Origin of the sequence: Desulfosporosinus acidiphilus SJ4 (genome assembly GCF_000255115.2) — a bacterium.
GTDB classification, from domain to species: Bacteria; Bacillota; Desulfitobacteriia; order Desulfitobacteriales; family Desulfitobacteriaceae; genus Desulfosporosinus; species Desulfosporosinus acidiphilus.
In genome coordinates this window covers 2,080,612-2,103,372 of record NC_018068.1, presented here as the reverse complement: position 1 = coordinate 2,103,372, position 22,761 = coordinate 2,080,612, and the positions used below count along the sequence as shown (strand labels likewise).

Annotated in this window: 25 protein-coding genes and 1 tRNA gene; 6 read left to right on the top strand and 20 right to left on the bottom strand. The window is 35.3% G+C overall.

Annotation, left to right across the window (positions count from 1 at the left end; translation table 11 throughout):
- Positions 1-212 precede the first annotated feature (212 nt).
- From DESACI_RS09725 to DESACI_RS09710, 4 genes are all read right to left on the bottom strand, one after another.
- Positions 213-1,985: a sigma-54 interaction domain-containing protein gene (locus tag DESACI_RS09725; RefSeq protein ID WP_014827018.1), complete on the bottom strand. Its 1,773-nt coding sequence runs from the start codon at positions 1,983-1,985 to the stop codon at positions 213-215.
- Between the two features lie 181 nt (positions 1,986-2,166).
- Positions 2,167-2,430 carry a DUF1294 domain-containing protein gene (locus tag DESACI_RS09720; RefSeq protein WP_041276408.1) on the bottom strand — a complete coding sequence of 88 codons (264 nt, stop codon included), beginning with the start codon at positions 2,428-2,430 and terminating at the stop codon, positions 2,167-2,169.
- A 58-nt stretch (positions 2,431-2,488) separates the two neighbouring features.
- Complete coding sequence (locus DESACI_RS09715) at positions 2,489-3,049, bottom strand: UbiX family flavin prenyltransferase (RefSeq protein ID WP_014827016.1); 561 nt, start codon at positions 3,047-3,049, stop codon at positions 2,489-2,491.
- A gap of 100 nt (positions 3,050-3,149) precedes the next feature.
- Positions 3,150-4,058 carry a DMT family transporter gene (locus tag DESACI_RS09710; RefSeq protein ID WP_014827015.1) on the bottom strand — a complete coding sequence of 303 codons (909 nt, stop codon included), beginning with the start codon at positions 4,056-4,058 and terminating at the stop codon, positions 3,150-3,152.
- A 528-nt stretch (positions 4,059-4,586) separates the two neighbouring features.
- Here DESACI_RS09710 and DESACI_RS09705 point away from each other — a divergent pair.
- The 3 genes from DESACI_RS09705 to DESACI_RS09695 all read left to right on the top strand — a co-directional run bounded on the left by DESACI_RS09705 (position 4,587) and on the right by DESACI_RS09695 (position 6,146).
- Positions 4,587-4,673, top strand: a tRNA-Leu gene (locus DESACI_RS09705).
- 158 nt (positions 4,674-4,831) lie between these two features.
- Positions 4,832-5,818: a tyrosine-type recombinase/integrase gene (locus DESACI_RS09700; RefSeq protein ID WP_014827014.1), complete on the top strand. Its 987-nt coding sequence runs from the start codon at positions 4,832-4,834 to the stop codon at positions 5,816-5,818.
- Between the two features lie 115 nt (positions 5,819-5,933).
- Positions 5,934-6,146 (top strand): hypothetical protein, encoded by a 213-nt coding sequence (locus DESACI_RS09695; protein ID WP_014827013.1) that lies wholly within the window; start codon positions 5,934-5,936, stop codon positions 6,144-6,146.
- 40 nt (positions 6,147-6,186) lie between these two features.
- Here the strand turns inward: DESACI_RS09695 and DESACI_RS09690 are convergent, their stop codons facing one another.
- From DESACI_RS09690 to DESACI_RS09675, 4 genes are all read right to left on the bottom strand, one after another.
- Positions 6,187-7,305: a hypothetical protein gene (locus DESACI_RS09690; protein ID WP_014827012.1), complete on the bottom strand. Its 1,119-nt coding sequence runs from the start codon at positions 7,303-7,305 to the stop codon at positions 6,187-6,189.
- Between the two features lie 16 nt (positions 7,306-7,321).
- Positions 7,322-7,669 carry a hypothetical protein gene (locus DESACI_RS09685; protein WP_014827011.1) on the bottom strand — a complete coding sequence of 116 codons (348 nt, stop codon included), beginning with the start codon at positions 7,667-7,669 and terminating at the stop codon, positions 7,322-7,324.
- A gap of 68 nt (positions 7,670-7,737) precedes the next feature.
- Positions 7,738-7,998 carry a hypothetical protein gene (locus DESACI_RS09680; RefSeq protein ID WP_014827010.1) on the bottom strand — a complete coding sequence of 87 codons (261 nt, stop codon included), beginning with the start codon at positions 7,996-7,998 and terminating at the stop codon, positions 7,738-7,740.
- 24 nt (positions 7,999-8,022) lie between these two features.
- Positions 8,023-8,241 carry a hypothetical protein gene (locus DESACI_RS09675; protein ID WP_014827009.1) on the bottom strand — a complete coding sequence of 73 codons (219 nt, stop codon included), beginning with the start codon at positions 8,239-8,241 and terminating at the stop codon, positions 8,023-8,025.
- 187 nt (positions 8,242-8,428) lie between these two features.
- Here DESACI_RS09675 and DESACI_RS09670 point away from each other — a divergent pair, with 187 nt between their 5' ends.
- Positions 8,429-9,295 (top strand): hypothetical protein, encoded by an 867-nt coding sequence (locus DESACI_RS09670; RefSeq protein ID WP_014827008.1) that lies wholly within the window; start codon positions 8,429-8,431, stop codon positions 9,293-9,295.
- Positions 9,296-9,446: 151 nt separating this feature from the next.
- Here DESACI_RS09670 and DESACI_RS09665 read toward each other — a convergent pair whose 3' ends face one another.
- Entirely contained in the window at positions 9,447-10,688 is a 1,242-nt protein-coding gene (locus DESACI_RS09665; protein ID WP_014826601.1) for an IS110 family RNA-guided transposase, read from the bottom strand.
- Positions 10,689-11,331: 643 nt separating this feature from the next.
- Here DESACI_RS09665 and DESACI_RS09660 point away from each other — a divergent pair.
- Both DESACI_RS09660 and DESACI_RS09655 read left to right on the top strand, forming a co-directional pair.
- Positions 11,332-11,682, top strand: coding sequence for a hypothetical protein (locus DESACI_RS09660; RefSeq protein WP_014827007.1), 351 nt, complete (start codon positions 11,332-11,334; stop codon positions 11,680-11,682).
- A gap of 36 nt (positions 11,683-11,718) precedes the next feature.
- On the top strand, positions 11,719-12,012 hold the full coding sequence (locus DESACI_RS09655; protein WP_014827006.1) for a zinc ribbon domain-containing protein: 294 nt from the start codon (positions 11,719-11,721) through the stop codon (positions 12,010-12,012).
- A 571-nt stretch (positions 12,013-12,583) separates the two neighbouring features.
- Here DESACI_RS09655 and DESACI_RS09650 read toward each other — a convergent pair.
- From DESACI_RS09650 to DESACI_RS25480, 11 genes are all read right to left on the bottom strand, one after another.
- The gene (locus DESACI_RS09650; protein WP_014827005.1) at positions 12,584-14,044 is read right to left on the bottom strand and encodes a phage portal protein; all 1,461 of its coding nucleotides are present in this window, start codon (positions 14,042-14,044) and stop codon (positions 12,584-12,586) included.
- A 16-nt stretch (positions 14,045-14,060) separates the two neighbouring features.
- Positions 14,061-15,626 carry a terminase large subunit domain-containing protein gene (locus DESACI_RS09645; RefSeq protein WP_148271291.1) on the bottom strand — a complete coding sequence of 522 codons (1,566 nt, stop codon included), beginning with the start codon at positions 15,624-15,626 and terminating at the stop codon, positions 14,061-14,063.
- A 2-nt stretch (positions 15,627-15,628) separates the two neighbouring features.
- Positions 15,629-16,021, bottom strand: coding sequence for a hypothetical protein (locus DESACI_RS09640; RefSeq protein ID WP_014827003.1), 393 nt, complete (start codon positions 16,019-16,021; stop codon positions 15,629-15,631).
- A 429-nt stretch (positions 16,022-16,450) separates the two neighbouring features.
- Positions 16,451-17,953 carry a helicase-related protein gene (locus tag DESACI_RS09635; RefSeq protein ID WP_148271290.1) on the bottom strand — a complete coding sequence of 501 codons (1,503 nt, stop codon included), beginning with the start codon at positions 17,951-17,953 and terminating at the stop codon, positions 16,451-16,453.
- Positions 17,954-18,118: 165 nt separating this feature from the next.
- The gene (locus DESACI_RS09630; protein ID WP_242833182.1) at positions 18,119-18,868 is read right to left on the bottom strand and encodes a hypothetical protein; all 750 of its coding nucleotides are present in this window, start codon (positions 18,866-18,868) and stop codon (positions 18,119-18,121) included.
- A 510-nt stretch (positions 18,869-19,378) separates the two neighbouring features.
- Positions 19,379-20,266: a DUF5309 domain-containing protein gene (locus tag DESACI_RS09620; RefSeq protein ID WP_014826999.1), complete on the bottom strand. Its 888-nt coding sequence runs from the start codon at positions 20,264-20,266 to the stop codon at positions 19,379-19,381.
- 41 nt (positions 20,267-20,307) lie between these two features.
- Positions 20,308-20,724: a hypothetical protein gene (locus tag DESACI_RS09615; protein WP_014826998.1), complete on the bottom strand. Its 417-nt coding sequence runs from the start codon at positions 20,722-20,724 to the stop codon at positions 20,308-20,310.
- A 14-nt stretch (positions 20,725-20,738) separates the two neighbouring features.
- Complete coding sequence (locus DESACI_RS09610) at positions 20,739-20,945, bottom strand: BhlA/UviB family holin-like peptide (RefSeq protein WP_014826997.1); 207 nt, start codon at positions 20,943-20,945, stop codon at positions 20,739-20,741.
- A 75-nt stretch (positions 20,946-21,020) separates the two neighbouring features.
- Positions 21,021-21,149 (bottom strand): hypothetical protein, encoded by a 129-nt coding sequence (locus DESACI_RS25485; RefSeq protein ID WP_014826996.1) that lies wholly within the window; start codon positions 21,147-21,149, stop codon positions 21,021-21,023.
- A gap of 2 nt (positions 21,150-21,151) precedes the next feature.
- The gene (locus DESACI_RS09605; RefSeq protein ID WP_014826995.1) at positions 21,152-21,355 is read right to left on the bottom strand and encodes a DUF5659 domain-containing protein; all 204 of its coding nucleotides are present in this window, start codon (positions 21,353-21,355) and stop codon (positions 21,152-21,154) included.
- 168 nt (positions 21,356-21,523) lie between these two features.
- The gene (locus DESACI_RS25480) at positions 21,524-21,658 is read right to left on the bottom strand and encodes a hypothetical protein (protein ID WP_014826993.1); all 135 of its coding nucleotides are present in this window, start codon (positions 21,656-21,658) and stop codon (positions 21,524-21,526) included.
- Between the last annotated feature and the right edge of the window lie 1,103 nt (positions 21,659-22,761).

Here is a 22,761-nt window from a genome sequence, read left to right as displayed (position 1 = left end):
TAATTTAGATCCATCCCACCACACACCCTATAAATCCAAGAGTCCATCATTAATCATCATTTCTCAAATTAATAAATAATTATCATTTTGATAATCTTCGTGGTTATACTCCCCATCTCGCAAGTCCTAACTTATTTATCGGAACGATTAAATTCCAAGTCTGAAATTCAATTCCTCTAAAAGAATACCCTTTAACGAGAATTTTTCGAAGATCACTCAATATTGTAACGCGCTAATTTACGATAAAGTGTTGCTAAACCAATCCCCAAGGCCTGAGCTGCTTTTTCCTTCCCTTTAACCCCTCCCCCCGTGGCTTGGTAACATCTCAAAATGGTTTCTCGCTCTATTCTTTCTAAGTTGAAGAGTTCGCTACCTTCCGCCTCTAATTTCTCTTGTGTCATTCTTGCCGGCAAATGATCCTCAGTAAGAGCAGAATCCTCCGTCAAATTCATGGCATACTCAATGATGTTTTGCAGTTCTCGAACATTGCCGGGAAAAGAATATTCCTGGAGCTTACGCTGAAAGCCTTCGGAAACAGAACGCACCTTTTTATTTAACTGTTGATTATAAACTTCGATAAAATGCTGATACAAAATCGGCAGGTCCTCTTTTCGTTCTCTTAAGGGCTTGATATGCATGGGAATTACATTAATCCGATAATATAAATCTTCTCGGAACTCCCCTTTGGTCATCATTTCTTCTAGATTGCGATGGGTTGCCGCTATAACCCTTACATCCACCGGAATCGTCGTTATGCCGCCAACCCGTTCAATTTTTCGTTCTTGAAGAACACGCAAAATCTTAGCTTGCAAAAATAAAGGCATATCCCCGATTTCATCTAAAAATATGGTTCCTTTATTGGCTAATTCAATCTTCCCGATCTTTCCGCCTCTGCGGGCTCCGGTAAAAGCCCCGTCTTCATAACCAAAAAGTTCACTTTCCAAGAGATTTTCCGGTATCGCCGTACAATTAATGACCATAAACATCCCTTGATGCCTGGGACTGAGATTGTGGATCGATCGTGCCAGCATTTCTTTACCGGTTCCACTCTCCCCGCGAATCAAAACTGTGGACTTACCCGCGGCAACTACTTTGGCTCGTTCGCGAATCTGGCACATGCACTTACTTTCTCCGAGAATATCTTCAATGGAATAACCGGGATCTCGCAAATTCAGACGATTAACAATCCGGCTTATTTCATCAAAGGGCCGAAGAATTACGGCAATACTTTTAACGCCATCCTCATCTTCCACAGGCAAAGCCCGCAAAAGCATGTGGGAGCGGTTTTTCTTCGATTCAATATAAACTTCCCGTTCAACAATTTCCTCCGCGCCTTTGCCAACCGCTATTATCTCCGCTACGGTTTGCGGTGCAAAAAGAGAACTGATTTGGCTGCTGGGATTAAGCAGATTTGCGCTGAAAAGTCGTTGAGCCGCCTGATTAAAATGGAGAATAGTTCCGTCAAGGTCTGCCGTAATCAACCCTTCATCCAAGCAATCAATAATGGAATTTAAATAATGGTTCGCAGAAACAAGTCCCGCCAGAAACTCTTGCTCCTTAAGTTTCAGCGCAATGGTCTCTGCCATCTTGGTTAAAAAGATGAGATAGGAGTGTTGATTCTCAGCTATAAGATTCGCCTGCGCTTCTGTGAAGCAAATCATCCCAATCGCCCCTACCGCTTTGCCATCGACATTAATAGGGGACACCACCTCATACTTCTCGGAGCAATTACCGCGAGCCTTGCAGGGACCGCATAAAGGATGAATACCCGGCGTTTCAATGACAAATTGATGCCCGGTACGAAGAACTTCTCGATAGACATACCCCTGCCGATCCATGGATTGACCAACCCCTTTATGGTAGCGACCAGTTCCTGCAATACGGACTAATTGTTTATCAGCTATTTCTATATCAATTTTCACAACCGTCGCAATTGCTTCAGCGATCTGCTGAGCATATTCTTTTACGTCAATTAGTTCAACCATGTGATTAACCCCCATATGCCCCTTACGACCCCTATGCCACTTTTACTTAGTTAACCCATTATTCTGTTACTCAGATACCTGGTTACTCCAAGATCCTTTTATTCCAAGATCTTTTTACTCCAATACCCCTTTACTCTACATTACCTCTTTACCCCATCACTCTTCTAAACATGATCAGGCTCTAAACAATAACATGTTTATAGATCAAAAATCCTAAAACCACTGCATTGAGAAGTATAAACATAGGAGCGCCAAAAACAAATCTGGGATGAGCTGTTTTATGATGGAAAAACTTCATCCCGGCAAACAGCCCCACTCCCCCGAAAATAGCTCCCATCCAGAGCAAAGTTGCTTCTGAAATTCTCCAGCGCTTTAATTTTGCTCTTTTCTTGTCTCTACCCATTGCAATAAAAACATAACAATTCCAGAGAATATAAATTACCATAACTATTTTTATAGGAAGCAATTTTACGTCCCTCTTTCTCTCTTTCCTCAAAAACTATCTAAACTCCGCTCCAACGTTCAAACAACGCATGCTCAATTCCAAACTGATCCAACACTCGTCCAACCACATGATTCACTAAATCCTGAATTTGTTGAGGATGATGATAAAATCCCGGTGAAGCGGGCATGATTGTTGCTCCAGCCCTGGCCAGTCGCAGCATATTCTCCAGATGAATTATGTTGTAGGGCATTTCACGCGGCACAACCACCAGGGGGCGCCGTTCTTTTAAAGTTACCTGAGCAGCTCGCGCCAAGAGATGATCACCTGTTCCGGTAGCCATTAACCCTAACGTATTCATAGAACATGGAATGACCACCATCCCAGAGGTTCGATAAGAGCCGCTGGCAAGCGAAGAAAACAGATTTGTATTTTCATGAATGTTAACATTCTCCGGGAAGCTCTTCCGCTCAGCTCCGGTTTCAAAGGCTAACACCTTTTCCCCGGTCGGTGTCATAACCAATTCAATTTGCCATTCCAGTGATGCTAATGCTTTTATTAAAGCGAGTGTATAGATTGATCCGCTGGCTCCGGTTAAGCCTACAATTATTCGTTTGGTCATGATGCCCTCCTGAAGATAATATAATCTCTATTAATCTAATAACTCATGTTTCCTAGCGTTTATATTGCTAATGTTCTCAAAATGTTCTAAGGATTTTTATCTAATGTTCGGTAATCGAAATCCTATCCTTGCGAATAAGACGAATTCCCCAAAAGATAATTCCCGCCCCCACGATCTGCAAAATATGAATCTGTTCTCTAAGGATGATTGCCGCCATAATAACGGCTACTGCGGGAACGGCATACATATAAGCCATCACACGATTGACTCCGATCCTGCTTATAGCATAATACCAAACCACAAGCCCGTAGACTGTGACAAGAAGGGTGGAAAACAACACTGAACCCCATGCTGAATAGGGAATTGATGACCATGATAACGCTGTTACACCTTTAAGTCCCACCACCAATAGAAATATGGTACCAAAAAGAGATGAAAAGGTGATAGTTTTTAAAGCTGAGTACTTACATAGCATTCGTTTAGCAAGTACTGGATATAAGCCCCAGATGCAGGAAGCCAATAGCGCAATAAGATCTCCTCGCAAGACATCCCAACCGAGTGCTAATTTGTTTGTTCCAAAAAGCAAAACAAAAACTACTCCCAATAGAGACAGAGCACTTCCTCTTTGTCCTTTCGAACCCAAACGTTCTTGCCCGGCCATCCATGCGAATAAGGCCGTAAAGACCGGCGAAACGGCTAACATTAAGGAAGCATTCGTCGCGGTAGCATACTTTACTGCGGCCATGAACAAGGTTTGATAAATTGTAACGCCTACTAACCCGATTAGAGCTAAACTCCAACAGTCTTTTAACTCGACTCGTATATCTCTTTCTAAGGCATACAAGAGCAGGAGCAGTAGGGGGGAAGCTCCCACAAAACGCAGCACAGTAAATGACAAAGGATCAAATCCAGCCATTCCCCATTTACCTACGACATAGTTTGCTCCCCAAACTAAAACAACTCCCCAGATCACCCACTCCGGGAAATCATTCGTCGACTGATTTTTCATAAGAACACTCTTTCCTCAATATTAAAGACCCCTGGCATAAATTTATTTGATGCCGGGGGCTGCTTGCCTAGATGTCTTTCTCATATATTTTTTCTCAATTACTTCCGAAACCATAAAACACATTGATTTTTAAAACGCTTTCATTCATGCAAGTACTAATTTTGTCCATTCATTCTTTAATAGCATTAATTGTATCATAGATCACTGAAACGGAAAATATCAAAGTTTCATTATTAAAAATAGTACACTAAGCCATTGGCGCTGACCTTTATAAATGATGCTATTGCTTTAGTTGAATCAACTGTAATTCATTACGTCCTTATTTCCTAAAACGTTCGAATAAATTTAAGGAGATACGTTTATTTTTTAATGCCCGGTCTATGAATTTTTATGAAAATGTATCAGATACTAATTTAGAACCATGAAAATCTCTCATCATCTGATATCTTAAATTTCCTGATATATTTGCTCAAGATGAATTTTGATGTTGACAAGATGAATACAATCTCCTATAATAATCAATGTTACGCGGTCGTGGCGGAACTGGCAGACGCGCTAGATTCAGGTTCTAGTGCTCGCAAGGGCATGGAGGTTCAAGTCCTCTCGACCGCACCAATTAAGGGTTTAAGGGTAAATTGAGAAATCAATTTGCCTTTTTTGTTTTTACGGGTACGCACTAGATTCGTCAAACTGAAACGCACTAGATTTCTAGGACAACTACCCAAAATTTATGAAAAATCTAGCAAGGGAACAACAAAGAAAGGGTTGTTTTTATGGCTAGAAAATCAGCAGTTATTTCCCCTGTCAAAAGAAAATCAAGAAAAATAGTAGCACCTACCGATTACTCAATTCAATTTGATGATTACTTAATTCATTGTGAGGAAAGAAATCTAACTCAAGGTTCTATTGAAGGTTATCGCTTTTATTTAGGGTATTTAAAGAAGTATCTGGAAGAAAATGAACACTCATTATTAGTTGATGAAATTACTGAAAGGGATATAAAGGATTTCCTTAATTTCATGCGTAAAACTAAAAACAATACTCAAGCAACTATTAATTCAGCAATTGCATCTATTCGCCCTTTTTTCAATTACCTTATTGAGCAAGAAATCATTCAAGATCATCCAATGGCAAAAATTAAAAAGGGCAAAATTGACCAAAAACCTATTATCCCTTTTTCAAATGAAGATATTAAAAACCTGTTAAAACAACCAGATAAGTCCAGACATGCAGGATATAGGGATTATTGCATGATGCTTATGCTTTTATCCACTGGAATGAGAATTAGTGAATGTCTTAATTTAACTATTTCTGATATTGATTTTAAGAATAATAGAATTCTCATTCGAGAAAGTAAAAACAGAACTCCAAGAATTGTAGGAATGGCTAAGAAAATTAAACCTGAATTACAACGTTTCATTCGCCTATGCCTTCCCAATGCCAAACCTTTTGATATATTGTTTCAAAATCAGGATGGTGGAAAACTTGCCGACAATACCATTCAGGAAAATTTCAGGGAATATGGAGTACAAGCCAATATTGACCCTAGAATCAGAGTATCACCTCACACGTATAGGCACACATATGCCATCAATTACCTCAAAAATGGTGGGTCTACCGCATCGCTCAGGGAACAATTAGGACATAGAACGATTGAAACAGTTGAAAAGTATTTATATTGGTCAACGGATGATAAATTAGAGGAATTTGAAAAATATAACCCCTTAGACAAAATGGAATTACAAGGGGGTGTTTGCTGACCATGCAAATACTGAAATGCCCCTAATGTAATTCCATTCTAAAACTAAATATTGCCTTTTTAGGTTGTGATTGGCATACTGAAAAGGGTAAAGATTTGCAAGGAGTGATTAAATCATGGCTAATATAATTAATTTTCCTCATTTTCTTGAAGATGAAATTAGAATCAATAATGCAAAGGTTTGGATTCCGTCAGTAAGCAATTTCTGTCTGACAGCAGGTAAAGAATACCCTCTCATGTTCAATGATTTGACAGAAGAATGGTTTGTTTATGATGATGATAACAGTCAAAACTATGCGTTTTGTTATATTGAAGGTAACTACAAGTAATTAAATTTAAGGGATGTAATTAAAGTACATCCCTTTTCCATTACCACAATCCCCTTAAATCTATGGATATTTGAACCTGCGAAGCATCTCTATTATTCGTGCAGGTAATAACCAATTTTGTTGCGATATATTGCTTATTGTACACAGTAAAATGATTTCCATCTGAAACTGTCAAAGTGTAATAAGTGGTTGTTGGGCCTGAAGCAGTTATAGTAAAGGTGTCGGAATTCGCGACAGAATCAACGTATTGGTAAACCGTGTAATCCTGAGACGTAGTTTGAAGTAAAGAAGTAACATTAGGTAATATTTGGTCAACAACAACAGGAACATGATTTACCTTTGCTGTCACTTCTAAAGTTGCACTTACATAAGGATTATCTGATTTTGTGACTGTGATAATTGACGTACCCTCAGTATATGCGGTTAGTAAACCATTAGCATCAACAGATACATTGCCATTATCAGAACTATATGTTACAGGGAAGGTTACACTCGCTCCATCTTTTGCCATTGAAATATTTGTCTGATAAGTTGAGCCAATATCAACTGAAACAGGTGAAACATCAGTAAATGCAACTGTATAAGTAACTACATCAGCAATTTCATTGATTTTATCATCGTTTGCTCCCCATAAATCTAAATCACAGGATAAAGTAATTAAACCTTTTACTGTCCTATCAATGCCTGTAATCTTCCAAGGGGAATTCATAGAAATAAAACGTTGATTAATCACGATGGCTAATGTATCAGGATTCTCCTGCAATGTGACAAGGATTTTACCTACAGGTAACATAATATATTGACCACTTTGAACATCAAAAATTTTACCCTCAATAAAAGTAGGGAAATTTTTCACGTAACCATCAAAATTAAAATTCACATTATAGTTACATTTTCGCATAATCGCCTTATATTTTACTATCCTCTGACCATTAACCTGAGAAACTACAAGCCATTTAGACAATAAATAATCCACCTTATCGCCTTGTTTTAGAGGGGATAAGGTGGATATATATTTATCATCATGATTATTTGCATTGACAGGGATGGAGGACAATATGGCTCTAATTTGCGTGGTATCATTCAAAGTTAAATCTTTACCCATTTGCTCAAGCATATAATTAAAGCTTGAAGCATCAGGATCAAATAATTTCACCATTCATTTATCCCCTCTCTTAATCAGCAAACATATAAAAAAATGAAGCCCCATCAGCATAAGTTTGAGTATCATCAGGTATTTGTCTGATTTTATATGTGAGTGCATCTATTCTCTTTTCAAGATTCTCATGGAATTGATAAATTGAAATATCATCCTGTTTATAATTTTTCATCAAATCAGGTTGATTGGCAACCGATTCAAGAATTGATAATGCTGCCTTTAAGATATTGCGCTTATTTGTTTTTGAAGTTGGAATATATTCAGTTGTACCAACAAGTAAATTTTCTTCAAGGTATATATTTAATTCATCTGGTGTAAGGTCTATGCCTTTGATTTCCATGATTAAGCGGTCTGAATTTGTCATGGTTGATTTCCTCCTTTAATTTTGGATATAAAAAATCCCCATAAATTAGGGGATTAGATGAATATTAATTATTCGGTTACTTTTTTTATTTCATTTTCATAGAAATCAATACCTTTAGAAGTTATCCTAAATTTAAACATTCCATAAGGCAATCCATCATCGGCATCTAAATATTTTATAAGTTTTTCATCTTCAAGGTATCTCAATTTAAACATTAATTCGTTTAAGTTAGGTATTTTTTCTCTCATAAAATAGCTGTAATTTTGTTTCTTACATTCGTCATATGTTTGAGACAAAATCTTTATCACTTCTTCTTTTGTAGTTGTCATAAAATATCCCTCCATTTTTTATAATTAACTTAAATAAGCACTTTCCCCATCAGGTGAAATTTGAAAGCTCTTATTTCCATCAAAGAAAACATAATCGTTGTCCATAAACTTCTTCAAGGCAGTTTTTACATGGGAATAATTCAACCCTGATTTATCTCTTATCTGAATATCAGTAAGCCAAGTATTCTTATTTTCCAATAAAACTTTCAATACTTGTTTTTGAGTTGGCTTGATTTCAATCACCTTATTCACCTCTTTCTCGCTTCCATTTTCAACATAGATAGATATTTTCCTGCTAAACTTCAGAATGTTCTATTAATTTCTCAAATACTACGTAATAAGACAAATCCTATAGACATGATTCACCAAAAAAATGTCCGAGGACGGGTATATACTTTTGGTATAAATAGATTTTGGGAGGTATTTGAAAATGGAGAATCCCATAAAAGAAATATTAATAAAATCTAATACCGAAAAAAGAAAAACAATTCTTCTTATAGTCATTATTCTTGTCGTTTGTATAGTCCCCCTCTCACTAAAAGCACTTTATGACTCAAAACTTTTTAATGATAATGTTCGAAAGGGAAATGATAGTTTCTCTAATGAAAAATTCAACGATGCTGAAACGTTTTATAGTAATGCCCTAAAATATCGCACAGATCAAGCTATTGTCGATAAGCAGGAGTTAAGTAAAAATTTAAGCTTTTCGCTTCAAAACTATAATTTAGGATTAAAACAATTTGATGATAAGAATTATTTAGATGCTTATAGGTCATTTAGTTATGTTTCAGCACAAGATACAAAACGTTATAAAGATGCACAATCAAAAGAAGCTGAAAGTAAGAAAATGTATACTCAAGATGAGATGACAAAAATTGACCAGTACGCTAATTCAAAGGATTATCAAAAGGCAATTAATGAAATTCAAAACTTAACCGTTACCAAGTTTCTTGATGAGAATGTCCAAAAAGAACTCCTTCAAAGAAGACAACAATACAATGATTTATTAGCAAAGCAAAATGCCGAAGCAGAAACCAAAGCTAAAGCAGAAGCAGATGCTCAAGCCAAGTTAGAAGCTCAAAAACGTGCCGAGGAAGAAGCAAAAGCTAAAGCATTAGCGAAAACACAAGGTGTCAGAATAGGAATGACTCAACAACAGGTTTTAGATTCTTCGTGGGGAAGACCAAATGAGGTCAATAGAACGGTTACTGCTAACGGTACACATGAGCAATGGGTATATGATAACGGAGGTTATTTGTATTTTGACAATGGAATATTAACCGCGGTTCAAAATTAAGTCCTTCGGTAATATGTCAAGACCCTAAGTGAGTCAATTTTTCAGTAAGTTAGTTATCCGTTGGCAAAAAAGGCAATAAAAAACCCTCTTATTCCCAAAATGAAATGGAAACAAGTTACAAAAATGGGACTTCAATTCTCGTAGTTCATGCTTAGTTTGCAATCCCCCTATTGCCATGTGGCATATAGATTTGGTTGCTGCGTAGCAGAGCATCAACCATACGGACGAGTTTGCGTGCAGTAAGCACGAGAGCACGGCGATGATGGTGAGTCTTACTTTCCGAGAATTTACGTTGGTAGAAGGCTTTGTACTCTGGTTCCTTTTGGCGTACTAGGTTAGCAGCCTGGATGATATAACTTCGCAAGTAGGTGTTGCCGGTTCGAGTTAAGGGCGTGTCATCGGCTGTAAAATCACCGGACTGGTGAGAACGCCAGGTTAGCCCAATAAACTTTGCTAAGGCTCCTTCATTCGGAAAACGGCGGATGTCTCCAATCTCAGCAATAATACCAGCTGAAAGCACAGGGCCAATACCGGGAATGGTAATGAGCGTATTAGGGAAATGCCTGATTTCAGCTTCGATCGCCTTATCGATTTTCTTGACCTGTTTCTCTAAAGTGTGGATGGTTTCGATGCTCGTGGCTAGGATAAGGTTAATGGGTTGCAATAGGCTTCCACGTAGTCGATGGGCCTTGCGAGCGGCTTCCTTCAACTCTCTGGCTTTGGCTTCCGGATCCTCGAAATGACTTCTTCCTTTCTCCATGAGGAAATCAATCAGTTCATCAAGCGGTCGAGCCGCAACCTCTTCTGGAGAAAAAAACTCAAGTGTCAAGGATTCAGAAGTAACGCTGAAAGTATTACTAAAAACCGTACCTTGGGCAAGAGTGCTAAACTTTAAGAACAAGTTCGTGAGGAAATAATTCTTCTCTCTGGAGATCATCTCGATCAGATGACAACGAAAGCGAGTGAGTCGCTGTAACGGTAAGTAGCGGAAATCGACCTGAGAGCCCTCCGGGAGCCGGCCGAAGCGTAAACGTTCGGCAATGACCCAGGCATCAATCCAGTCGTTCTTCGGAAGGTCCACATAAGCCTTTTTGAAATTAGCAACGACCTTGGGGTTAAAGGAATAAATTTGGGGCTGTAAAGGTGCTAAACAATGGTCTTCCGCTAAGAACATTTGTAACGGCCAACTGTACACGGAAGTGGCCTCTAAACCAATAACCAGCCGGTCCTCATTCTCTTTATTACAGGCTTCAGAGAGATATCGGGCAACTTGCTCACAACCAGGCTGATCATTCAAAACCCTTAGCCTTTTAACTGGTTCATTACCACGCTCATCTAAGATTCGCACTTTAAAATCACTGGAACTCACATCTATACCGACAAATAAACTCAAGTAAAATCACCTCACTTTCCGAGTCGAAGAATTTGTAAGATTAACGTTGGGACCAGGCACCACAACAGGTCAACAACCTCGCCGAATCAGCACTTGTCTTAAAAAGACCTCGGATCCAACCGATCTGCTACCATCGGAGGGGTTCCCTTTAAGCTGTGCAACCTTCGAGTTAAAAGTTCAAATTGTGGGCTGGCAGTCAGACTTAATAAGAGGTCATAGCCTCAAGGAGTGAAAGGCCTTACCAGAACGAACCTCACGGTATCATTTTGCCTGAAACCCCAACAAACTTAAATACTTTTTTGTTGTCAAAGAACGACTTAAGGAATCATTACTCAGGTATTCCTTATCCTGAGCCTGTGGACAGTGCCAGCCTATGGAAAAGCCCTTATGGGTCTATCTTAAAAGAGCTTTCCCTCAGGCTTTGGACAAGTCGAATTTGAAGTGTGCTTTGGGGTTGACTTGTCCACACTGCCCACAGGCACGACGACTGCATGGGGTATGCGTTATTCTGCGCGCATCTTGTTGATGATGACCAACCAACTGAATTTCCAGTTTTCTTTGGTCATTTAAATACCCCACGTTCCATTAGTTTTTTGGACTCGTGGGGCAGGAACTAAATTAATTATACGAGGAGTGATTTAAGATGAGTGCAAAAAACATTGTTATTGCTGGTGATTATTTTAATTACCGCATTGGGTGGACGACTGGTTTAGTATACATTGAAGATTCAAAGGGATATAACATTGAAGATATTAGTAAATCAAATGTGGAACACTATGAAATCGTTACGGAGGAAAGCATAAAAAGTGCTTCAAGTGCAATAAGCAGAGGATTGCTTGGAGGATTTTTATTAGGCCCAGTTGGATTATTAGCAGGTCTTTCTGCTAAATCTAAAGGTATCCATACTTTAGCTGTTCAGTTTAAAAATGGTAAAAAGTGTTTAATAGAAATAGATGATAAAAGATATAAAGAAATTATTAAGCGGATGTTTTGAATCAAATTGTATTTAAGTAGTAAGGAGGAATTCAACTTGATTACTCCATCAAGTGATGTTATGTCATTATGGTTTATTTTTGGTATAATCTGCGGAATCATCAGTGGAGCAATAGCATGGGCAAAACATCGTTCTTTTATAGCATGGTTTTTTGCAGGATTTTTCTTTAGTATCCTTGGGGTTTTAATATCTGCAATAATTTCGAGGAATGAAAAAAAGTGTCCTAAGTGTGGGGAGTTTTCTCCTTATGGAACAGAGAAATGTGAGTTTTGTGGGTATGAATTTATTCCAAGTGAATCTGAGGATTCAAAATTTACTTTGAACGTGTAAAATTGGATTAACTATGGCGACTCATTTCAGAAAAGGGGTATCGAATCAGCCCCCTATTTCCATTAAAACTTCAATTTGATGCTATATAATTACCCTATAAATGTCCATGAGTGGTGGAATTTCCCTAGTCATTATCAATTAGATTTTAACAAGTAAATGGGCAAGTAATACCCCAAACCCTACATCCCTTGATATAAGCGGATTGTAGCCATTTTACCTAATGTTACACAATGTCTATTGTGTCATATTTTACTTTACATAGTGTTCATTATCGGACCCAATAAACAATTCTGATAATTACAATGTATCTAAGCATAGATGCTCTTGATTTGAAGCACCTATGCTTTTTTGTTGGTTATTATGTCAGTGAGTGAGTGCCACCTACATATTGAATACAGCAAAATTATAGTAATTATACCCCATATGGGTATATAGATATTATAACACGCGCGATTTTTTAGAACAATTACATTCATAATCAAACGCTTATATAATCCATAACTTAATGCAACACTACATCTAGTATTAACAAAACAAATTAACCACTATATCTAGTATCACTTAATCTCACTTAACCATTTACATTACCATTATCTGTATTTATATTGTTATTGGTAGCATCACTTCCACTAACCACATTCCCATTATTATCAAATGTTTGTTGTTGTGCCTGTTGCTTCTTAACCTTTGCCTTATCTTCCTTCTTAATCCTCTCTAACTCCATAGCCACATCATATGTCATAGGACACTGTTCTAATGTACTCTGTAAACTAATAGCACCCATATCTCTTAATGTCTTTAGATCATTGATTATATCTGTCTGATTCATTGGCCTTGCGTATTCAAATACTACATCTAAAGCATTAGCATCTATCACTATACCTTTTGCTTTAAGTAATGTTTCAAACGCCTTAAATCGTTGTTCTATGCCCTCTCTCATATACATCTCATTCATACCTGCTCTTAAATCAGCAAGAGAGAACAATAACTTAATACTTACTTCTGATAAATTGCTAACGTCCTGAACACCCATAGATACAGCCGGAACACTAGAAACCTGAAGTAATGAGTTATATAAAATCTTCCAAACTGATTCAAAGGATTGATAATCTAATTGACCATTAGCAAAACTAAACTGTCCACCATCATCTAACTGTAATCCTGTTCCTACTAATGTAGAAGGTATAGCACCCTCACCTGATTTACCGATGCCTAACTTCTGCCCGACAACTACAGGTATAGGATTAATGAACTTATAAATTGAATCCGTATATTTACTAATTAAATCCTCCAAGGCATCCACAATATTTACATAATCCTCCAAATCACTTCGCCCTGCTGTTTCATCTAACTCATTCTTATTTTTGTAAATAATCGGCAAACCTGAAGGATTATTAAACTCACCTACTAATCTTATCTCTCCACCAAAGTCATCATACTTTAATACCTTATCCTCAGTAAAAACATTCCAGTAACTTACATTCATAATCGAAGTAAAGTATTCAACGAATCCAATATATTCATTCTCATCATTGTAAACAGGATAACTGTCCTCTGGCAGTATTAACTTACTTCTAATCTCTTTGTCTTTGTCAATATAAACATACTCAGCCACTGACCCATATTTACATACCTTATCTAAAATGTCCCAATCAATCTTATTATAATTGCCTTTTTTATAAACATCCTTGACTATAGGTACACTTGCTTCATCTCCTGATATAGTGACAGGATTCTTGAGCAAATAACTTGTCGAGAAGTTTAATATCGTCTTGGCATAATTCAAAACAATAGTTCTCGGATGGAATTCTTTCCCATTCCACATTTCAACCGATTTATCTAAAATGGCATGTTTGCCACTTAAATAATCTTTAATGTTTATAATGTTCATGATGCGTTCCTGATTACTATATACATAAGGTACATTATTTTGCTGACTTACATTGACATGAGAATTACTGTAATTGGTAAATTGTATAAACCAATACTCATCTCCATCATAATAAGCATTTATATACTCTTGTAGATTCATTTATTTCATCCCTTTCTTATAAATACCATTTGCCACATTTAAGCCCCTGAACTGCCAATGCTGAAGCAATTACTAAATCATCGTGAAAATCATCTCCACGCTTATTTGATGTCTTACCATCGGCTTCAACATAAATCTTCATTTCATCAAGAGTGCTGCTATCATTTATCAAAATCAAATTCTTCTCAAATTGCTCTTTAAAATCTTGGACTAACCTTGGTTTTGAAACTGCTGTAGTAATCCAACCAACCATATACTTTTTCTTACCTCTATCATCAAAAGTTTTCATCTTGTACATGTTTAAATATTGGCGTTCAGACCTTAACTTCTCAATGACTGACTGACCAAAACTATTTTTCTCCACTACAAGAAAGGCATAGTTAAACATCATGCCCAAGTCATAAACAACATCAGCAAATTTATAGATAGGTATTTTATTATCCATAAACACTGCGACCTGCTCACCCTCCGAACTATAAACACTAATCGTTGAATTATCTCCACCATTACCTGAAGCAGTATCAACTCCTGCATAATATCGTTCTCCTGGCTTAACATTTTTGAACATATAAAAACCCCTGCCATAATAACTAGCAAGGGAATCAGGGAGAGATATATTTAGTTCATCTTTCCTCAATGGAGGAAGTAGATTCATAACACTATTATTAATTGCTTGCTCATTAAATATTGATCGACTTGTGGCCCTGAAACTTTCTTCAGGAGTAAAGGGAAATTCCTGCTGAAAATCTTCTAATGCCATGTCCTGAAGTTTCCATCTACGCCACATTATCATCTTCAAACTAACTTTAGCATTATATAAAGGTAATTCATCCTTCTCTAATTGCTCAGGTATCAATCTATGATTATGATTATTGGCCTTAAACCAATCCTCAGCAATGTTTAACTCGTGTTTGAATTGGCTTACAGTGGCACTAGAAGTCCAAGGAAAGAAAAATGCTTTATATCTGCTCGATTTATCCTTATAGGACTTTGTAAATAGTTTTTGGTAATAGTTGTATCCGTTAGAAGTAGTTTCAACAACAATCATTGAATCCATATTTTTTGCAAGTGCTTGCTCTAATGACACTAATGAATCTTTTTGTTGGTCATCGGGATAAAAAGCAAACTCTGACAAGTGGATATACTGTAAATTCATTCCGCGCCCCAAGGATTTATTACCTGCGGTCTTTACCATTACCTTAGAACCGTTCTCCAAAAATAATTCCATTCTATTTGAACGCTTTTCTGCTGGCTTATATTTGTCAGGAATAGTTGCATAAATCATTTTCAACTTCTCAAATAGTGCTTGTGTACTCTCAACATTATAAGAAACCATCATAGTATTAGTATTTGGTCTGGTACAAACAAGCCACAAGCAATATATCATCATCAAAGTTGAAAAACCTAATTGTCTGCTCTTGGCGATGATATTAAACTTATCCATGCCATTAAAGAATTCTACCTGTTGCTCATTCGGAACAAACTTAACTAAATCTCCATTATTATCAATAATCTGAACAAAGTTTTTAGCCCACAAAAAGAAGTCCTTATTAATCTTCTCTAATTTTGTTTCCTTTTTCATTGTCATAGTTCAAGATCATCTTCTTCATCTTCAACAGGAGCAGAATTATTATCTTTACTATTCTGTTTAATGCTTGATGCAATAGATTTCTGAAGTTTAATGACAGTATCAACTGCCTTTGCATCACCTTTTTTTGCTTTATCAAGCATGACATTATAAATTTCTAATAAATCATTACCTGCATTTGACATAATAAGTAAATTGACTAAGTTCTGATATTCCTCCGTTTTTTCCCAAGCGTAATATGTTTCCCTTGTTTTTATTAAATCAATCTTCATGATTTCTTCCAACGGACGTTCTTTATATGCTCTACCTCTTGTAGATAGTTTGAATTTCCACCGAAAATATCGTTTATATTTTAAATTTGTACGTGCTAATTGCTCGTCTAAAGTCATTTGTATCAACTCCTATAATTATTTTGTAATGGTAACTCTTAGTGACATCAAAAAAAGGCACCTCAATATGAAGTACCTTTTCTTGAAACCAATTATAAAAACAATTAAAATTATATTTATGGCTGGCGGGAGCCACTGCACCCGACAGACATACCCCGCTGGTAAGCGCCCTGTGTTCTTATTCATTGAAATAAGATTTACATTAAACTTTTGCCTATGGCATTGGGCAATAATTTGAATTTGCTATGGTTTCGCGCCCCAAGGTCGCAAAACCCAAGCAAATATCAAAATTATTACCTCGCATTTGCCCACCGTGGGCAACTGCCAAATACTTTTTATATTTATTTTTAATTAAATACTCTTGAATTATATTTGCAATATGATATAATAATTAGTTGGGACAATTTATGGATAAACCTATAATAGAGGTTATTCCAAATTTTGTCCCATTTTGTTTTGCGCATTATCTTCTTTTACTTCCCAATATCTTTTTGGACCACTTTTTTTAGATATAATAAAATATTTTATATTATTTGCTTTAAAATACTCGTTTAATTGTCCTATTGATTTTTGTTGTCTATTCCTAGAATCTCTTAAATCAACTATATCAATCAATTCATTTTGTTCTTCTTTTGTTAATTTTTTGCCAACAACCTTTGCCATAAAATTAACAATCTTATCTTTTTGATAATCTTCTTCAATAGTCCGATAATTATAATATCCGTTATCATCTCGGAATCCAAATTTACTCGCAAGATATTTACAATAACCAAAATCACCATAAGTTTTCATGAAACTTAATTCAGCCAAATCTGTTTTAACCTTAAAGAACATTAATTCATTTACTTTTAGTGTTGATTTATTATCTTCTTTTACCGTGTCATTATAGACAATGTTACTGGTATCATATTGTCTTTTGTATTCCTCAAGATATTCTTTTACGGTATGTTCTCGCAAATAATCAGCCATATTAACTTTTCTCTTTAATTGGGTTTCCATGCCCCCTAATGATTGATTATTAATAGTTTTAACGTACAAATAAATTTTATCATCTTTATTTTCTAGGCGTTTTCTGCCTATACACTGAACTAAAACGCCGATATCTTTAACATCACAAACAATATGATACAGGTCAATGTCATTTATATTAACCCCTGTATCCATGCAGGTAGTAGTGATTAAAATTTGATCTTCAAATCTTTCCTTCTTTAGCATTTCTTTGATTTTTTCTTTATCCACATATTTGTAATGTTTATCACTTTTACCACAATTGAATAAACAATGCTTTTTGTATTTTTTGTACAAATCATATGCTTTTGTGGCTGATTGGATGAAGAAAATGGCCTTATGATTCTTTGCTATTGCTTCTTCTATGAATGCTTCTAGTGTTTCATCTTTATTAAAGAAGGTTAAACTTTTAATAAAATCGTATGTAATAGGGACTTCATAATCAATCGTTTCTATTTTTCTAACTCCAGTTATATAATTTTTCATGTAATCGCCCGTAGCACTCATAAATATTTTAACTGGGAAAGTTTGGGCAAGAATTGCATTTAAAGATAAATCGGTATTGATATTAAATGCCGCATCACTCATGAAATAATGAAACTCATCACAAACAATATAATCATATTCACTGAAATCAAAATAATTTTTATTGGCTTCTTTATTTTCGATATATTGATAGGTTTTAATATCAATAATATCCGTCTTTTTTGCCTTACCAATTTCATCTACAAATTGATCTTTACAATTAATTCTATTTACTAATAAAAGAATTTTACTGCCCTCTTTTTTGGCTAAGGCGTATAGATTGTTTTTTATAAAATATGATTTACCTACTCCTGTACCTGCTTTTATTGTTATTACATCGCCTGGCATCCAAGATTTAACCTTTTTTATAGTAACCACATCTGAAACTCTCATTAGCATTTCCTTTCATTTGTTTGAATATTCATTTCCTTCGCTTCAAAATTCTACTCTTGTTTTTCTTTAAGGTCAATGATAATTCCGAACATTACAATTAATTTGAGAATAATTGTTCGAACATTTTTGGTAATATTAGGACTGAGTATTTTACCCAGTCCTTTCAAAACTCTATTTAATTTTTGTAAAACAAACCTTATTTCTGTTAATTAGAGCCACACTAAACATCTCAGGAAAATCATCCTTTGTATATGTCTTATAGTTGACTAAACATGTAGGCCAATCTCTTGTAAATTCTCTTCTTATGTAGAATGGTTTATCAGGGCGAGATAAATCCAAACTAAAAAGACACTGCAAATTTGCAATGTCTATGTCAGTGGTGAGCATACCATTTTTATTAAGTTTTATTTTGCTTGCCATATTATATTTCCTAATCAGATCATAGAATTCGGTTGAAGTGTGCCGTTCTAGCACCTCAATTAATTCAGGGAATCCAAGTGCCTTGAGATATTTCGAATGTATCTCAATGAATCTTGAATCGTAGTGTCCCTTAAATCCAACATCTAAACAAAGTAAAGCCATCTTACCTTCTTCTGTCTCTGGTAGAGGAATATCATAGAAACTCCATATCTGAATTGCTGTGCTACCACAAAACTTTTGAAAGTAATTATCTCTTGATATTTTTCCGATATTGTTTAAGTTGGCACTCTTTTTATTGACACTGTCCTTAGCGGACAACATTGTTACATGATTACTCCAACATCTTCCATTAACCAAATCACAATCAACTGCAATTGCAGGAACATCTGATTCTTTAAGCTCATAAATAGTTTGAAAATCATAATAGTAATTTGTCTCATAACCTTTAATTTTTTTAAGTAAAGCGCAACTAACCAAACTATCTATATCATCCGTTAGCATCAACTCATAGTCCTCATTGTCAGAACACCATTGCGGAAATCTCTCCTTTATTTTGGATTTCATTTTCAATATGTTGTTTGTCTATTGATAATGTACCGTAAAATTTAACCATGCTATGGTTAAATCACAATGTCACCCTCCCTCTCTTTTACAGAATCAAGAAGGCAATCGTTGTTGCCCTTATCGACCACAAACATTAATACAACCCCTTTCATTTGTTTATAGGTTATTTGTTATCAATAAATTGCTTGTAATTTTTGACGTAATAATCGTTTATGTCTGTCCTGCCTGTCTCCCACATTGAGAGAAGTGGCACACTACATCCAAGTACCTCAGCAATTTGTCGAAGTTTAATTTTTTTGATTTTCCTTGTAAATGTATAATATTGTCGCTCCGTTAATTCCTCTGTCATCAGCATTTTAAAAACATCCTTCATTTTTCAAATTGTTAAAAAGTTAAATAAAAATATAGAGAGGGATATTTCACCCTCTCCTGACCAACTCTGACCTTTTAGGCAAAAGTTAAAACTGAGATTGCTTTAGGATTCATAACTTTCAAAGTCAATTCAGCAATTACTTGACCTTGAGTGTAGTCACCTGTCTTTGCTAACATCTCAAATTGAGGTTGACGAAGATAAGCAATTTTAAGATATGCAGGGTCAAATACAACCATTTTATCAACTGGCATATGACGATTAAGTAAGAGTTTGATTGTGCCATAATTAGTAGCAATGCTAGAAACTACAAGCCCAAACAAATTTTCTTGTGCAATATAGCTGTATTTTCCATCATATAAAGCATCAATACGCTCTTTGAGGTCAGCATTAACCATGCCAATATATTGACCTGTAGCCATTCCTGCTGTCCAAAGTGCTTTTACAGTGTCTTTTACGTCTGCTTCTGCAAGAGTTCCAGCAGTAGCATTAGAAATAGATTGTTCAGCCAATGCAAAGGAAAATAATCCACCCATTCTGCGAATAAAAGGAGTGGCAGAACCATCATTTTTAACTCCATTGATAAGTTGTTTCTCCATCGAAACTTTCATTTCGATTAAGCGGTCGTTGATTTCCTCAGCGAATGAGTTAGGAACGCCTGTGATACCTGAAGCGGATGCAGTTCCAGAAACAGAAACTGCCTTTTTAAAAATTTCACAAACATTTGACATTTCTGCTCTTGCGCTTGCTTGGAATACAGAAGTTTCTGAACCTTCAACCTGAGAAATATCAGCAGTATTATCAAGGGATTTTGTTCTCCAAGTATCAATCTTTGAAGTAGTGGTATCGAATTTACCTCCACCTAAAAGCATGGTGCTGAAAGGAGTATCTAGCGGACTTACCAAACTTATTTCTTTAGCAAGGTTAATATTTTCCAAAGAGGTAAAATTAGCAGTTGTAATCATTATAAAATTCCTTCTTTCTTTTATTTAATATTAGTTATAAATTAAGAGAATAATTTAGACAGTTTACTGCCTATCATAGTTTGAGTATCACCTGATTTTTCTGCCTGTGCATAAGCATCAGCAGTTTTATGACCGCTAGGAACATAAGCATTATTAAGTTTTTTGGCTTCTAGGATTTTATTAAGTTTTTCCGCTTGAATATCTAAATCTTCAATGGTATTAGCATTAAAGAATTCAGCAAAATCACTAAGACCTTTTTCCTTGATATGTAAAGATTTTTCTTTATTCCATAGTTCTTGTTCCTTGGCTTCAATCTCTTTTTCCTTATCTGTTTTGGCAACTGGCTTTAATCCTGCTAGTTCTGTTTGTAAAGGTGCAAGGATTTCAGTTTCCCATTTTTCCTTATGCTCAGTAAGTAATCCATCAATATGGGCTTGTTGTTCAGGTGTAAATTCCATTCGTTATCTCTCCTTTATTTTTGTTTCATAATAGTATCTTTAAGGGCATCTACCGCTTCAATGACGTTCGTATAAACATCATTAGATTTTTCTAGTTGGAGCATCAACTTATCTTCTCTTGCTTGACTAGATTTTCTTTCAGACATAAGCAACCAAACAAATAAAACTGCGAATATTCCTTGCCCCAAAACTTGATTTATTAGCTCTGCATTTAAGTCCATTTCACCACCTCATTTCAGATTTTAAAAAGTTAAATAAAAAATAGGCATAAAAAAATTGCTATCTCTAGCAAAGGATTACTTTTTGATTTTGGCTAAATTTTGATTGATCAATTTGATCATATTCATCATCTGAAGGTGGAAATTTAATTGTTGTGCTTCAATACGGAGTAATTGCATTTCTATTTGTTTTAATGTTTGTTCCATTTTTATACACTTCCTCTCATTTGTTTATAATCGTCTATAGCATCAATTAACTCTGGACAGTTAGTAAATGTAAATACATTGCGTTTGGGCATAGCAGTATCAAATCTATCAGGTATCACGCTATGGAGGACAAAGCCCCTTTGCATTAAGAAACCTGCAAGTCGCATTGATTTTATGTAAAATGTTTTTAGTGTATCTGTTGGCATTTGTTGTCACACCTCCGTTTTAATAGTTTAAGTAATATACTAGGCAATAAACTATAATAAAGATTAAGGTTTGTTTTGGGTATTCCTGCAATATAGAACCAACTACTTGAATTGCTATTAATGCATTTTTTATTGGATGTCTCATAAATCTAATTAATCTCATTTGTTTCATCTCCTTTTGTTTAAATCGTTTCTGAAATCTTCAATTGTTTTAGCAATATCTTCCAAACCATATTTTACAATGTAATATTTTGGATTTAATGAAAAATTAATAGTTATAAATCTTACAATTTTACTTGTCATTTGTTTCACCTCCATTCGTTTTTTGGGATATATTTAATTCATCAAAAGAGGGGTGGAATCCCCTTAATGATGAAAAAATGGCATTTTTAAAAATGGCTTATATCAAGGGTTTGCGGGTATGGTAAAAATCAATATTTCATTTTAAATCGGCTGTATTGAGTTTAAAATGTTAAGTAGGGTAATTGTAAGGGGTATCATTTTGTAACGCCTTAGAAGGTCATTTAAATTGATTTTTCTATACTTTTTTATCATGGGTATAGAATTATACCAACTAAGAAAGATAGGTATAAATTTACCATCAATTGATGGTGTTTTGAAACTTAGAATTGATATTTAAACATAAAGAAGAAGGTGCAACAACTAGGTCGCACCTTTGCATAGAATACTCACTATGCTTATCGTCTTTCCTTTGTTTTGGAGGAGTCAGGTCTAGCTACCCAACGAGACGCAACGGAATAAAATGACTTAAATTTTTCAACTAGTAATGTATTATAATCCACTTGCTGAAGGTGGAGGATAATCGAGTTAAAAAGTTAATTAAGAAGTTAAATAAAAAAAATAATACTATATATCATAAGTTAAGAAAATACATGTGTCCTCTGTAAGTATTACAGGAGTGTAGTTACAGGCGTTTTCTATTTTCGAACATTTTTATTTTTTTTACTTTTTATTAAAATACTATCCACATTACAACGGCTAGAGCGTGACTGGAATCGCTTGTATCTGTGGGGATACAGAGGATTTCTGTTTTCCTTCCACGATTTTTAACTATATCCATATTAGAATGGCTGTAACAAACCTTGAAATGATTGTTGGATATGGGTTAAGAGGTTTTTCTAAAACTTCACATTTGTCATTTCTTTACCATTATTAATACGTTTTGTTTTATGTATTATCAAACCCTTGTCACAAGCCAGTTTTAGACGTTTTCTATTTTCTCGCTTTTTATGTACAAAAACACTAATATAATATACTTATCACTTTACCAGCCATTGGTAATTTTAAATGTAAATATTATTTGGTAGACAACTATTAGTATTCATAATTAGAATGATTATTTAATTTGATTATATTATTTGATTGGCTACTATTAGTATCATAAT